General features: G+C 33.7%; 12 protein-coding genes. 5 read left to right on the top strand and 7 right to left on the bottom strand.

Translation table 11 applies throughout. The features are described from left to right. Window positions 1-14: 14 nt before the first annotated feature. The 4 genes from brxC to NST91_RS12805 are packed head-to-tail and all read right to left on the bottom strand — an operon-like array spanning window position 15 to window position 5,062. Complete coding sequence (gene brxC, locus NST91_RS12820; RefSeq protein ID WP_341331458.1) at window positions 15-3,599, bottom strand: BREX system P-loop protein BrxC; 3,585 nt, start codon at window positions 3,597-3,599, stop codon at window positions 15-17. A 20-nt stretch (window positions 3,600-3,619) separates the two neighbouring features. Beyond that, window positions 3,620-4,186, bottom strand: coding sequence for a DUF1788 domain-containing protein (locus NST91_RS12815; protein ID WP_341331457.1), 567 nt, complete (start codon window positions 4,184-4,186; stop codon window positions 3,620-3,622). 11 nt (window positions 4,187-4,197) lie between these two features. Further along, window positions 4,198-4,794 (bottom strand): DUF1819 family protein, encoded by a 597-nt coding sequence (locus tag NST91_RS12810; RefSeq protein WP_341331456.1) that lies wholly within the window; start codon window positions 4,792-4,794, stop codon window positions 4,198-4,200. 31 nt (window positions 4,795-4,825) lie between these two features. Next, a complete protein-coding gene (locus NST91_RS12805) occupies window positions 4,826-5,062 on the bottom strand; it encodes a TIGR04540 family protein (protein ID WP_341331455.1) in 237 nt (78 codons plus the stop codon). A gap of 280 nt (window positions 5,063-5,342) precedes the next feature. On the opposite strand from NST91_RS12805, the gene NST91_RS12800 reads away from it, so the two are divergent. Both NST91_RS12800 and NST91_RS12795 read left to right on the top strand, forming a co-directional pair. Next, window positions 5,343-6,269: a DUF5655 domain-containing protein gene (locus NST91_RS12800; protein ID WP_341331454.1), complete on the top strand. Its 927-nt coding sequence runs from the start codon at window positions 5,343-5,345 to the stop codon at window positions 6,267-6,269. A 487-nt stretch (window positions 6,270-6,756) separates the two neighbouring features. After that, window positions 6,757-7,050 (top strand): hypothetical protein, encoded by a 294-nt coding sequence (locus NST91_RS12795; protein WP_341331453.1) that lies wholly within the window; start codon window positions 6,757-6,759, stop codon window positions 7,048-7,050. A 350-nt stretch (window positions 7,051-7,400) separates the two neighbouring features. On the opposite strand, the gene NST91_RS12790 is transcribed toward NST91_RS12795, so the two are convergent. Continuing rightward, window positions 7,401-7,850 carry a hypothetical protein gene (locus NST91_RS12790; protein WP_341331452.1) on the bottom strand — a complete coding sequence of 150 codons (450 nt, stop codon included), beginning with the start codon at window positions 7,848-7,850 and terminating at the stop codon, window positions 7,401-7,403. Window positions 7,851-7,997: 147 nt separating this feature from the next. Here NST91_RS12790 and istA point away from each other — a divergent pair, with 147 nt between their 5' ends. The 3 genes from istA to NST91_RS12775 are packed head-to-tail and all read left to right on the top strand — an operon-like array spanning window position 7,998 to window position 10,494. Next, window positions 7,998-9,545, top strand: coding sequence for an IS21 family transposase (gene istA / locus NST91_RS12785; RefSeq protein ID WP_341329984.1), 1,548 nt, complete (start codon window positions 7,998-8,000; stop codon window positions 9,543-9,545). Beyond that, window positions 9,542-10,297, top strand: a complete 756-nt coding sequence (gene istB / locus NST91_RS12780) for an IS21-like element helper ATPase IstB (RefSeq protein ID WP_061794326.1) — start codon at window positions 9,542-9,544, stop codon at window positions 10,295-10,297. The genes istA and istB overlap by 4 nt, the downstream gene beginning before the upstream one ends. Beyond that, window positions 10,294-10,494 carry a hypothetical protein gene (locus NST91_RS12775; protein WP_160547569.1) on the top strand — a complete coding sequence of 67 codons (201 nt, stop codon included), beginning with the start codon at window positions 10,294-10,296 and terminating at the stop codon, window positions 10,492-10,494. Before istB ends, NST91_RS12775 begins: the two co-directional genes overlap by 4 nt. A gap of 139 nt (window positions 10,495-10,633) precedes the next feature. Here NST91_RS12775 and NST91_RS12770 read toward each other — a convergent pair whose 3' ends face one another. Both NST91_RS12770 and NST91_RS12765 read right to left on the bottom strand, forming a co-directional pair. Continuing rightward, the gene (locus NST91_RS12770) at window positions 10,634-13,525 is read right to left on the bottom strand and encodes a DEAD/DEAH box helicase (RefSeq protein ID WP_341331451.1); all 2,892 of its coding nucleotides are present in this window, start codon (window positions 13,523-13,525) and stop codon (window positions 10,634-10,636) included. After that, window positions 13,515-14,792 (bottom strand): sigma-70 family RNA polymerase sigma factor, encoded by a 1,278-nt coding sequence (locus NST91_RS12765; protein WP_341331450.1) that lies wholly within the window; start codon window positions 14,790-14,792, stop codon window positions 13,515-13,517. The genes NST91_RS12770 and NST91_RS12765 overlap by 11 nt, the downstream gene beginning before the upstream one ends. Window positions 14,793-14,852: the final 60 nt, after the last annotated feature.

Raw genomic sequence — 14,852 nt, 5'->3', positions numbered from 1 at the left:
CCATTTCACCCCGATTACTCAACAAACTCAATTTGTTTATTTTCTTTAATAATCTGTTTTAGCTTACTGGATAAAGCATTGATGTACTTATCGACATCATCTTCTGTAGTTAATGTTTTAACATTAACCAGCTTTGTTACTTTTACTGGTTGCTTTTGAATGGTCGGCTCTACAGGCGATATAGGAGGATCAACTACTTCACCATCAGGACGTTTTCTTTGTTCTTCTTCCTTTTTACGTTTCCATTCGGCAATTTCCCGCTCGATATGCCCCTCCATTTTTTCCTTGAAGCTGGTGCTTTGAGAAACTGTTGCGTCAACTTTATAAATATCTGTAAATGTATTTACATTAGCATTAAGTTCTTGATAGTAACGAGTTACTCGTTCTTTCGTTTCATTGGATACACCATATTGTGATGTCAATAATGATAAGTAATCACTATCATCTTTTAGTTTTTTATGAGCATTTTCTCTCTTCTCATTAAGGACATTATTAATTTGTTCATCCATTGCATGAATAAGCTCTGGAATGTCCTTTATCTTTTTGTAAGGTATAGGATCCTGAAGAATAGACTGGAGCTTATTAATAAATCCTTCTACCTCTGCACCCATCAAATAGGATTTACTTTCATCATATTTTCGTAAGGCTGCCAATCCATCATCAAAGATCTTTTTCTGATCAGTACCGAAGAAACTTTTGACATAGACGATGTCCTCTTCCCAATCAAGTAAGTCATCTTCTAACTCCTTCAACTTATTGAAATAAGATACATTGTCTAAGCCACTGTGGAACTGCTCAAAGTATTCTAATCCTTTGTCAAGTAAGCTCATACCAGGATACTTTCTACCCTCATAACGGGCTTTGTACCCCTTGATTTCGTCTATCTGTTTTTCAACAAGTAGTCGAATGTCCTTCAATAGTCCATCTTCATCATCAGCTAAATCTGTTTTATTAAAAACATCCTTACAAATACTTTTAGCTGTTTTAATTAATTTTTCGTCAACTTTTACCCTCTTCAACACAATAGCTTTGTCGGCTTCCTGTGTCTTTGTAAAAATCGTTACAAGCGTATTAACATTATCTTCAGGTTCCAAGTATTCTGCATTATACCGAATTCGAATACGTTGTTCTTTTAATAAATGTGCAATCATTCCTGCTATATCAAGCGTCTTCCAACCATATGGCTTATCTCCGAAACGGTCGAATAAAATTTTAATTCGTACCTGCTTTTTCAAGTCGTCTTGTAAGCTGATAAAATCAGACACTTCACGCTTTGCCAGCTCATTTGGATTTACCTTCAAAGTTTCTTCAAAAGACAATTGTTCATCATCTGAAGCAAGGATTGAAATTAAGGCCCTCTCATTATCTAAGTGTTCCTTTACATAACTGAGTTTTGTATAGACATTATCGACTAACATCGTAAAGGCAGCATTTATTTTCTCACGAACAGTCGCTCCTTTAATTTCTACCTTATCCCCATTAATAAAGAAGGCACTATCTTTAATTGCATCCTCTAAAAGCTCACGAACCCTTCTTCTACGTTCACGAACTTCCGCTTGTTTATTATTCAAGATATTTTGAATGTTCTCAGGAAGTTGCGTAATATTCGTTTTCTTACGGAATTCCTCAATACGCAACGCTTCCCCAATTTCCTCGATATAGGCCTCATTACCACCAAGTTTAATGATCATTTCCCCATTACCCGAAGTCATCATCATTAATTCTTGCTCGGACTTTTGGTAATGATCTGATAGTGGAGAAAGAATTTGCATTCCTATATTGGATGTTTGGTTTCCATAGTTTTTCTCATCCATTTTCTGATTGTAGGCAAATGAGTATTCACTGTTGTAACGGAAACGCTTTTCATCATATAGGTCTTGGAAAATATAGTTTGCTAACTCCCGCTTAACAATGTCCTCATCTATATTTAGGGATTTGATTTCTCTGTTAATGTCTTGCTCGTCATCTGTTAAAAAGATAAAATTATCCCCATTTTTCTGTACCAACGTTTGGGAAATTAGCTTACGTAAAGAAACTTTAATTTTCTCTTTAAGCTGTAACTTATCCTCATCAATATGAGTAACCATTAGAGTAGCAATATTATCGAGATTTGCTGGCAGTTCTTTTACATATTTAATCATGAATAGAACCTTTAATAGATCAATGTTAAAATCATCATCTTTTAGGGCTGGATTTTCATAGGCACCTTCGATAACTCTTGAAATGGATGGATTCAAAAATTCCTTTATCGTGTCATAAAAGGCATAGAAAGGTATAAGTGTACCTTCTTCAGAATTCTTATATTGAAGACCAGCTTCTTTAAATGCTGATAACATGGAGCGTTCCCCTTCAGATAAATGCTTACCAGAAGAGCCATGTTTCCTTACTTGCTCAAAAACGTTTTGTAACAACTTAAATTGATAAGGCATGAAAGGATACACATCTGCGAATTCCTGTTCATTATCAAACCCACGTAAATCCGCTGTGCTTTCTCTGAAACTAATTAGATTCTTTAAAATAGCACTTTTTTCAGGATAAAGAACCTTCAATTTGTCATTAGCAAAATCCTTTTTCAAAAGGATACGCTTTTTGATAACTTCATCAACCGAGATGGATGATAGAGAGAGTCTTGTATCGAATCGCCCTTGGATACGGGAGAAGTCATCACCTTTAACTTTAATTATGCTATCAATACTCTCTTGAGAAGTAACCATAATCCAAACCTTACCCTTACAGTGGGTTCCAAGGTCTTCAGCCACTGTCTGCAAATTCAACATCAAGCTACGGTTATCACCGATGTATTGGCCGATCTCATCCACTAGGAAAATAAGGTGAAAGTTTTTCCCCTTACTATTGATGTACTCATTTACGTCTTTCGCAAACTTTTCGATACTAATTTCGAAATTATTTACACCATTCTCAAACCAATTTCGAGCAGACTCTTCCGTCATATCAGTTACTTTCGTTAAGGCACCAATGACAAAATCTGCATCAAAGTAAAAACTATTACGACGTTCTTCCCATGCTTCACCAGCCAAAGACTTAAATTCCGCTTTAAACGCCTCATAGACTCCCTGTTTATCTAGGTACTTCTCCATCTCAGCTACTCCAGGTATATCTCCGTAGTAGCCACGATGCTCATAAAAAACCTTCATGAAGACACGGAGAATTGCGTCTTCTTTTGATTTGTTATCGAGTGAACCTTTTGAATCTATGTTGAACAGAATGACTTCTGTTTCCACATCAGCCGTTCTTTGCATATTCGCATATACAAGAGGGTCTTGTACTTTTTCTTGGAAGAAATCTATTGCTTGTTTACCTTTCACCTTCTTATTTTCAAGTAAGTAAGCAAGGATCTTTAGAAAGTGTGATTTACCAGAACCAAAGAATCCAGAAATCCAAACACCCATCTTATCTGTTACACCATTAATCCCTTTTTGATAATTCTCATAAAACTTAGAAAGGTGTTTTTGCAGCTCACGGGTAACAACATACTCGTCCAATTCCTGATAAATATTATCTTCATCTTGTTGAGCTACTTTAATGACTCCACGAATATCACGTTCAATGTCTTTTTGAAACATATCTTTAATAATCATCTAATTTCCCCCTATCACTTTTAATCGACTAATCGAAAAGCTCGGTAATAATTATCATCCTTAAATTTTCCAAACAATTGTAATGATTGCCCATCATATTTTCCAGGAAAAAACATGATAACAGGAACATTGTCCAACACTTCTTGTAAGTTATTTAAAATATTATGGGAACGAACAAATGGATAAACCTTACCTATTCCAGTGAGGAACACCACATTATAGTCTCCCATTTGTTCCTTAATTTTTCCTAGAAACACTTCTGGCTTAGCAAATGTCGTCATCGCTTTAAACAATTGATCTTTTCCTTGACGTTCTTCCATTTCAAAAATTCGGTCAAAGATCCTTTTATCTTTTGTAATTTCTAGTAGCATCTTATATAAATCAAACTCAATAATTCTCCGGTTAGATCCTTCATAACCAAATTCTTTCTTAATATGTTTAATATAATCCCTAACCACCAGTTCATAATGTGGTTCGTAGTCAAAAACGTAAAAGCTAATTTCATTTCCAAGTCCACGTCCCTCTATGAACTTATCCTCTTTAATTTTCGGTATAATCTGATCCAATCTTGCATTTAAATTTGCCACATATTCACCCCCTACTCACCCATTGCACGTATATAACGAGCATCACCAATTTGAGTGAGATGATTCCTTATCTGTTCATCAATAATTAGCCTATCTAACTCTTTACCTTTTCTGGTTCTTAACATTCCGCTTTCATACAATACTTGCATGTAGGCTCTTTTTAACTTTTCAATATTAATATCGCTCCAACTGGCTACCTTTTCACTTTGTTCCGCCTTAGAGGTGAAGAAGAGATTGATGTCCTTCTTTTCTATTAGATAGTCATTATTATGTAGCTTTTCCCCTATTACCTCATCCATGAATTCAAAAAATAACAAATCAGTCTTCATAATGGCATACAGGTTAAGGGTTTTTCCCGTTTCAATGGAACCTTCTAACATTAAAGCAGCAAGAGTATCATCAATAGCTTCTGCCCTTTTCATAACAGAAGGTAAAGCTCTATTGATTCTCCCTTGGTTATTAAATTGGAAAAGATTTACCTCCTTTACCTTTTTCCTTATCTCATCTTTATTTAAGCCCTGTTGTTTCAACTTTATAACTTGTTTTAGCTCAAATAGTAAAAAGGATGCTCCATTTAAGCTTGAAGAATATCCTAATTCCATTATCATCCAATCCAACCTTTCTCACAATACTTATATCCTAATTAAATTCCAGAACCCTACCAACTATAGCTAATCTTCGTTTTCCGCATTGCTGTTGGACTACTTTTGTAAACTCATTGTCCTTTATTAGTTTTTCTTGATTATGTAGGTATAAGTTCTTTATTCCAACTATTAAATCGTTTTCTTTTATCTCTTCCCGCCAATAAGAATCAACTAGCTTGTTTAAATCCACAGCGAGCTCTCTCTGTGTACGGTAAAACATTTTTAGTTCCACAGGTTTCACCTCTTACAATTTTCTTACTTACTTTTTATTTTAGTCTTATTCAAACTAGAACTCAATGGAAAAGAAGGAACTTTGATAGTTTTACAAGGAATAAAATAAATAGGTCATTTGCATTATCAGAGTTGTTTCACACTACCCAACCATTATGAAGCAAAATTAAGTCCATCTGATTTGGATTTAAAATTTCAAAGTAACAATGTCTATATAATCCCGTAAGAATTTATTTAATAATAATGCTATAATTTTAATAAGGATAAGGAGGTATCTTTCTATGGGTGATATTAAACTTTTTAGATTAAACGGGGAAATTGTAGATGAGTTAGAAGGAAAGTCAGTTGCTGTTGAAAAATCTTTACAACATATAATCGAACGGCATTTAGATACTTTTTTAGGTGTTCGCTTTCTGGCATCCGAACACAGTACCGGTAAGCGCCATGCAGGTAGAATTGATACATTAGGTATCGATGAAAACAATTCACCTGTAATAATAGAATATAAGCGATCATTAAATGAAAATGTTATTAATCAAGGATTGTTTTACTTAGATTGGTTACTCGACCATAAAGCAGAATTTGAATTAATGGTTATGAGAAGATACGGTCAAGAAGTTTCAGATGCAATAGAATGGAGCAGCCCTCGTTTACTGTGTATAGCAGGAGGTTTTACAAAATATGATGAACATGCAGTACAACAAATTAATCGTAATATCGAGCTTTATCAATATAAACATTATAGCGATGGACTATTATTATTAGATTTAGTTAATGCGACTACTGCACAAACCATACATACTAGTGAAAATGAGAATACAACAAGTTCCGCAAGCAACCGTAATACACGAACAAAAACAGTATCTGATTACTTAGTACAGGCTAATACGGAATTAACTGATAGATTTGAAACATTAAAAGCATATATGATGGCTTTAGGCGATGATGTCCAAATGAAAATCTTAAAACATTACATAGCTTTTAAACGCATTAAAAATTTTGGATGCCTTGAAATACATCCACAGACAGGAAAGATACTCCTCTATTTAAAAGTTAAGCCTGAAAGTATAACTCTAGAACAAGGCTTTACACGTGACGTTTCAAACATCGGTCATTATGGAACAGGTGACTTAGAAGTAACTATTTCTAATGATGAAGATATTGTGAAGGCTAAACACCTTATTAGTATGTCTTATGATGTGAGTTAAGGTCACCTTGTTGCCAGTCACAAGTTAAAAATTTTGTCTCAAAAGTCCTTATGCATTTAATATTATTTAGACAGTTTTCTCAATGTTCTACTCTCCTTAATTTTTAAAAGCAATTTTCATTTTTAAAGGTAATCAATGAAAATCACAGAAAAATATCCACCCGATAATCCCTGTGGAAGAGTGTTTTGGGTGGATACTACCTATATCCCACAGTGAATGCCTCCACTGCTATCTTAATTATAACGAAAATAATAATTTATGGTATCTTTTATAACATGCATCTAATATCAATTTCAGTAAAGCTTCCTGGTATTGTCTGGTTCCTAGTAATCATAGATAGCGAAATCAATCTCCCCCCTGATCAATTCGACACCTCCCTCGATTTCAAATAATCTCATTTTATAGAGTTAGTTGACTCTAAATGACAACGAAGTAGGTGAAGAAATGAGAAACGGATTACAAATAATATTAAAGGTGGGGAAAGCAGTTGAAACCAAAATACGAAAAAGCTTTATTCCCTCAATTTAGGGATAATCTCAATAAAAGAAGTAAGAATGTGGTGTTTAAATATACAGCAACGATTATCGAAAAACATCCGGAATTGCACGAGGAGGTACAATATTTGATTGATAGAAACGTAGAAAAAGAAACACTACTAAAAAAAGTAGGCCATCTTCCTGGTATCAATACAACAAGCGAAAAATTTCAAAAAGAATTATTTGATTTAATAACAAGGCATTTTGAAACCTACTATGATGACAAAGGAGAACTACTAATGTAACCCTTTTAATTGCATAAAATTATCCATAATATAGGCTTTTCGATTTAGCCTATATTATGGATTACTTTAGACAATGTGACCCGCGTAATTTACATATACCTCATCTGCCTTAATCGAGAATAGTGTTTCAATAAGGCTTAATTGAGTGATCATGATTTATTACCGTTACATCGGTATTATTAATGACTCTTGTATTTAATAAGCCATGTGTTTTGTTTTTCCTTGCTCCAGTTCGGAAAACATGTCCTGTTCCTCAATACGTTAAACTGGTAACGTATTGAAAACAGGGCCCTAATCTTGATTTAGTGAATGTCGAAGGATTGCCTCTTTCTTCTTAAAATTGATAAATTTTATTTTTTCGGTTTACTTAAAGCATTCTTTACTTCGCTTGGTAGAATTCCCATAAAATAATCCTCTATATTATCCCAAAACCATTTTGTATAGTTTAAAATCTTCTCTTTTGGGGAATGTCCTTCTTGTTCTTTTGTAAAAAGATACTTCAACATTTCAACGCTTGTATAGTGTTTATCTTGAACATCTTTCAGTATTCTATTTTGATAAAAATCGCCTTGCTTAATAGCTTTTTCTAATGGATAAATTGAGTTCATCCTTAAATATATTTGTGGGTTGTTTCCTCCCACAACTTGATAATTTAATAACTTTCGACTCTCCCCAATTCCAAGTGCTGCTAACTTCGCATCTAACTCAACACTATTTGCCCTCATGTAAAATGTAAGTATATCGCGACCGTGTTTAACAAAATTATCACTCGGCTGATTATTGCAGGCGAATTGAGCCACTTATGCGGAATTTTGAGCCAGTCAATGCGAAGTAAAGAGCCACCCTTTGCGGAAAGGAGAACCACTTTAATAAGAATCAAGAAAAGCCTCTTGTATAATAATGTTGCATGCAAACAAGCATGACACTATTATACAGGAGGTTTTTTTATGGTTAATTGTCGTAAGATTCTGGAACTGTATTTTGAAGGAGTCAGTCAAAGAACCATTAGTTCTAGCACTGGGCATTCAAGGAATACAGTTTCAAATGTCGTTCAACGTGCCAAGAAACTTGGTGTGGAAAGCTTGAATGATACAATGACCAATCCATGGCTAGAAGTGTTTCTCTTTCCAGAGAAACAAGCTGTTGAGAAAGGTTACTTCCCAGTCGATTGGGAAAAAGTGCATAAGGAGCTACAAAAAAAGAATGTCACCTTGGCATTATTGCATCACGAGTATGCGATGGAAGCACGTGATGGTGGAAAGATTCCTTATGCCTATCGTACTTTTTGCGAAAACTATGGGAAATATGCGAAGAAGTATAAGTTAACAATGCCTATTCGAAGAAAACCAGGTGAAGTCATGGAAGTCGATTGGGCTGGGAGTACGTTGCAGATTATTGATCGTTCTACAGGAGAAAAGATTCCAGCGTATGTTTTTATTGCGACCTTACCTTATAGTCAATTTAGCTATGTTGAAGCATTTTTAGATATGAAATCAGCTAATTGGCTTATCGCCCATATCCATGCATTGGAGTATTTTGGGGGAGTTCCTGAAACATTGGTACCCGATAATTTGAAAACAGGGGTTACGAAAGCACATCGAGAAGAGCCTCTTCTGAATGAAGCCTATCGTGAATTTGCGGATTATTATCGCACAGTCATTGTTCCGAGCCGTGTCCGAAGACCAAAAGATAAAGCAAGTGTCGAAGGGGCTGTTGGATATATTTCCAGACAGATTATCGCTCCACTAAGAAACTATCAATGTTTCCATCTTGAAGATTTAAACCAGCAAATCTTTGAAAAGCTAGAAGAAATCAACACCATCGATTTTCAAAAGCGACCAGGTTCACGTAAAAAGGTGTTTGAGGAAGAAGAGAAATCCTACCTTCAACAGCTTCCTCAAACGCGTTATAAACTTGCGGAATGGAAAACAGCAAAGGTTCAACTGAACTACCACATCCAAGTTGAACGAATGTATTATTCCGTTCCGTATGATTATGTCCGAGAGAATGTCGATATACGACTAACCACGGATTTAATTGAAGTTTACTTCAAAGAAGTCCGTATTGCATCACATAAACGATTAAATGGTGAAATTGGCCAGTTTTCTACGAACACGGACCATATGCCTGATAATCACCGATTATATTTAGAACATAATCCCGAAAATAATCGGAAGTGGGCAGAAACAATTGGACCATCTATGACTCGATTTGTTTCTAATATCCTGGAAATGAATGTGGAGAAAAAAGCATTAAACATCCTTAGCACACTGAGGAATGTATCTACGAAATACACAAATAAAGAAATAGAAACAGCAACGGAAACTTTACTTGAAATATCAACAAACCCGACAGTTTCTGTTTTAAAAAGCGTACTGGAGAGAAATAAGAAGAAAAAGCAAAATAAAAAAACGGATATTAACAGGCAGCCCACTACCTCTGAAGACTATGGATTTGTCCGTGGGGCTAAATACTTTGGGAGGAATAATAAATGATGAATCACGAAACATTACGTAAATTAATAGATATGAAAATGGGTGCAATGGCAGAAATATATCAACAACAAAGTCAAAATAAAGATTACAAAAGTATGGATTTTGATGATAGATTCAACCTCTTAGTAGATTATGAGTATGATAGACGTAAATCAAATAAACTTGAACGATTAATTAAGCAAGCGACATTCAGCGAACCAACGGCAGCTATTGAAGACATTGAATATCATCCAGATCGTAATCTAGACAAGAAACTAATACTAGAATTAGCAACAGGAAATTACATTCAAAATCACCATAACATTATTTTAATGGGGGCCTCGGGGAACGGAAAAACGTGGATCTCAAATGCCTTTGGGGTTCATGCATGTCGCCAATTTTACAAAGTAAAATATATTAGATTACCAGAGTTACTCGATGAATTAGCTATAGCAAAATATGAAGCAGATGGTAGTTTTCGTAAGTTAATTCAAAAATATAAAAAGATTGATTTATTGATACTAGATGAGTGGTTACTTACAGAGCTTTCAGAGGAAAACGTGCTTCACGTGTTGGAAATTATTGAAGCAAGGTTAAAGAAAGCATCGACTATTTTCTGTTCTCAATTTTCTCCAGAAGGATGGCATTCAAAACTAGGACAGGCACAAATAGCAGATGCGATTCTTGACCGAATTGTTCATGATTCTTATAAGATTCTAGTTGATGGTGAAGTTTCGATGAGAGAACGTCATGGATTGGGGGCATCAAAATGATTCCATCAGAAGTTGAAAGTCGAATAGCTAGGTATTTTTTGCATATGTATTTACCCGATGAAGTGAGGATAGCAGTAGAAGAAAGACTATTACCCTCCTGCATATGGAATAAAGAAGAGGATTTAGATCAGGATGAACTCGTTCGTTGGGCAATTGAGATTATTGATAAGCAATTAGGAGATAAAAGATTTAGATAATACAAAGAGCTATTGGAACGAATTCTGTTCTAATGGCTCTTAATTATTTTGTATTTTGATAGCAGTGGCTCTTTCCTCCACACTTACTGGCTCAGATGTCCGCAAACAGTGGCTCAAAATTCCGCACTGCCGGCTCAATCTATCCGCAATACTCACTCGGCTTCAAAGTCGCTAACAAGCCTCTCTTAATGAATGTCGTGAATAAATCTCCATCTTTGTAAATGATATACTTCGGTTTAGAATCTCCACTGCTCGGACGTTCGGATATGAATTTAATCTCTTTTATCTTAGAATATTCAAATGCTGCGTTAATAACTGTTTGTGCAAACGTCATTGCTTCAAACTTATCAGAGATTTTTAATGTCTTCATAAAATGATATCCAAGGTCATCTACCGAAAAATGTTTTCCAGACATTTTATAAATATTAACGAATGTTTCAAATCCTTGTAAGATTAAATTGTACTCAGAAACAATTGACTCAACTGATTCATTGTTATTTAACCCTACTTCTACCCCTGACACATATATAAGCTTTTCAAAAATAGATTTATGCTTCAGTTTAGCTCTTTCTTCTGCTGAATACAATGCAAATTTGAAACTAGGAAAAGACATACTTCTATAATATTTTTCCCATATTCCACTTAAGTTCACCTGATAAACAGCTGAATAACTCTCACTCTGTATTTCGTATAGCTTGCTAAAATATTTACCTAAGCTAGAATGAATAAACGTTCTTTCCAATTCAGGAGTAACGAAAATTAAATCATTCCCAAATAAACTTCTTGGTCTCGCGACAAATGGCGAATACCCTAGTTTATTTGGTGAAGAAAAATCTTTCTCAATCATTAATAAAACTGTTTTCACTTTATTGTCTAATGAATCTTCATCACGTTTGTTTTGAACAAAGATATATTTAAAATCCTCTGGACTAATAATTAAATTACGATTGTAATTCTTTTCTTTATATACTGATAAAACTTTTTTCATAACCTCTATAATTTGACTCTTTCTAATCGCTGACATACCGTATAGCTGTTTAACCTCGTTCATGTCACGATTTAGAAAATCAATTAAACCGTATCCGTTAGCAACTTTTTTCTTATCTCGAGCTGCCCTTCCGATTTCTTGAATATAATCAACGACATTGCCAGTAGGAGCATAATGGTAAACATTTGTGATATCAGGAATGTCGATCCCCATTCCAAAGGCTTTCGTTGCTAAAACAAATTGTAATTCTCCACTTACATATTGATATAAAACCTCATCTTTTTCCTCTTTTGAAAGGCCACCATGGTATTTACCTGTAGCTTCAGCAAGATCTGGTGCATTTTGAGTTAAAAAGGTTTTGAAATCTGTTAATAATTTTACTGTTGGAAAATAAACTAATGATTTTTGTTTGTTTTTATGAGCTTTTTTTAAATGTTTTAACGCTAACGCGTGTTTCGTTTTTCGATAATCCCTTCCTTCTTTCTCCAGATCTTTTTCACTACTTCGAACAACCATAATTAACTCATCACGACGAACTTTTCCAAAGTATGAAATAGGACTTATCATATTAAGACTATTTCTCGTATCTAAATACATATCTTCTCGTCCACCGTATATAGCCGTTGCAGTGAAAGTAACGATAGGGAATTTATATTCCTTTCTTAACTTTGCTAGATAAATACCTAAATACCAATAGTCAGAGCGAAACGATTTTCCCCAAGTAGTTACAATATGAGCCTCATCAATAATCACGACACCGATATTTCTATTACCAATCAGCATTTTAATATCGGAACGAGCTTGAAGTGTCTCAGGAGATAGGTATAAAATATCAACTTTCTGATTTTGAATTTCATCAAGTATACGTTCTTTTTCATAAGGTGGGGTATTTCCATTTATTGTTGCTGAATTTTTAATTCCTTTTCTTTGCATACTATCAACTTGATCATTCATTAGACCAATCAATGGTGATATTACTAAAGTTAAAGGCTTATCATCTAAATATTTATCCGCTAAATATATTGCAGGGATTTGGAACATCACTGATTTTCCTGCTCCTGTTGCTGCAGTTATATATATATCTCGAAAATCTTCACCGTGCATTGCTTTTTCTGCCTGAGTAACTATATCATCTATAATTTGAGCTTGTGAAATATTAATTGTTTCTTTAGATTGATTCTCTATGTTTTTATAAAACTCAATTTCTTTGTAATCATCGTACCCATAAACATCATTCAATATTTTTACATAGGCATCTTCATTCGCTATTACCTTTCTTCTTATTGATAAAGTTGTAAAATAAATATTTATATCAGAAATTTTAGTGAGAATATTAATTCGCTCTAAATAGTTGTTAGGTAGTAGCTCACTTGCGCCTGATAAAACAAATAAGATATTATTGTTATCTTCTTTTAAAATAATATTCATAATGAGATCTAAAAATGGAAGTTCATCATCCGATAATTCTAATTGTGTAATATTTTCAGTAGGGTAATCTTCGCTAAATTTATAGTCATAATCCTTCTCATCATAATATTTGAAAGTCAATGGTTTTTCATCAAATTCTGGATAAGTCACATAATAATTTCCACTGTGCTTCGAATAATCAATTTGTCCATAAAATTTTGAGACGTTTTCTAATATTTTTAACTGATTATTTTCTAATTCATTATCTTCTTGATAATAAAGGTAATGATAAATGCTCTCAACATTTGACAGTGAACCTCTGTATGGGTACTGTTTATTAAACAGATTATTTTCAATTACCAACACGGGCATTTTATTAATAGCTTCTTGATCTTTAAATAATTGATATTCTTCAATTGTCATCCATAAATAAGCATCTGTAAAAGTACGATGTTGGATAATATCTTCTATTACCTGTTCTTGTAGAGTTGTTAAATCTACTGTATCGTAGTAGTCTATACTAAACGAAAAGTACTTTTTCTCTCTTTTAAATTCACTTGTGTCAAAACCTTTTAAAACAACTATAGATGGTCCATTTTGTTCCACGATTTCTTCAATTCTTTTTTCAATATTCATACAAATACTCCTTTAATATTGTAGTCGTTTTTGGTTTTTGCAGTTTTCTAAGTGCTTTTGCTTCTATTTGTCGGATTCTCTCTCTTGTCAGATTGAATATTTTTCCAATATCCTCTAATGTCTTTGTTTCATCGTTTTTAAATCCAAAACGATATTGTAAAACTTGCATTTCTCTCTCCGTTAAATTCGATTGAAAGACCTCACTAATTGTATTTCTTAATTCAAGTTTATAATACTCCTCATCAGGCATATTTGAATTTTCATCTAACACAAGTTGACCTAATGATGTATTTTCATCTCCTCCAACAAGGCGATCAAGACTGTCTAAATTACTCTGTGAAATATAAAAGCGTAATTCTTCTATGACCTCAATTGGTTCATCCATTTCTTTAGAAATTTCGAGGATTGTAGCAGGTCTAGCTAATTCATTCCACAATTTATTCTCGACTCTTATGAATTTATTCATTTTTTCTCTATAATGAACCGGAACTCGTATTAATGTTGAATAATCCGCTATCGCTCTAGTAATAGCTTGTCTTATCCACCAAGTAGCATAAGTTGAAAACTGATGACCCAAGGAAACATCGAATTTTTTTGCAGCCTTTAGTAATCCGATAACTCCAACTTGATACATATCATACAAATCTAATCCCACTGTTGATAATCCTGAATACCTCTTTACAATCTTCCAAACTAATTTACTATTCGCTTCAACTAGATTGCTAAGTGACTTATTTCGTTTTGATTCATCTCCTGAGTGTATTTGATTTAAATATTCAATATTCCATGACTTATCAATAACATCTTCAAGTGATTCAACATGTTCAATGAACCTTTTATCATCCAATAAAGATTCTAAATCATCTTCTAAGAAATCATCAGGAATATCATAATCAATTTCATTTTTCTCTTGCGGTGTATCTTCAATAATGATATAGTCTCTTTTCGTTAAATCGCTTAGAATATTTTCCTGTAGACTTTCATCAATATTATTTTGGCTGAACCATTTAATAAGAATACTTCTATTAATTTCTTTTTCTAGCTCAATACATTTATACAACTTTAATAATTTTGCCTTTAATAGCGTTTTGGGATGATCAATGACTTTTATTTTCAAAGAATCTAACTCATCATAAACGGCAAACTTTTCTTCGATGTCAAGTTTGAATTCTTTAAACCACTGGTCAACAATATTCTGCTCTATTTTACTACCGAAACGAAAATTATCATTAATATGAGAAAGTAGATCATCAAGATTTTTTTTCATTTTTAACACTTCCCTTACTTACCAAACTTACTAAATCGTTATCTTAAAGTAAGCTAGTAA

Origin of the sequence: Ferdinandcohnia sp. FSL W7-1320, assembly GCF_038050315.1 — a bacterium.
GTDB classification, from domain to species: Bacteria; Bacillota; Bacilli; order Bacillales; family Bacillaceae_L; genus Ferdinandcohnia; species Ferdinandcohnia aciditolerans.
The sequence above is the reverse complement of the archived record's forward strand: the minus strand, read 5'-3'. Positions and strand labels throughout refer to the sequence as shown.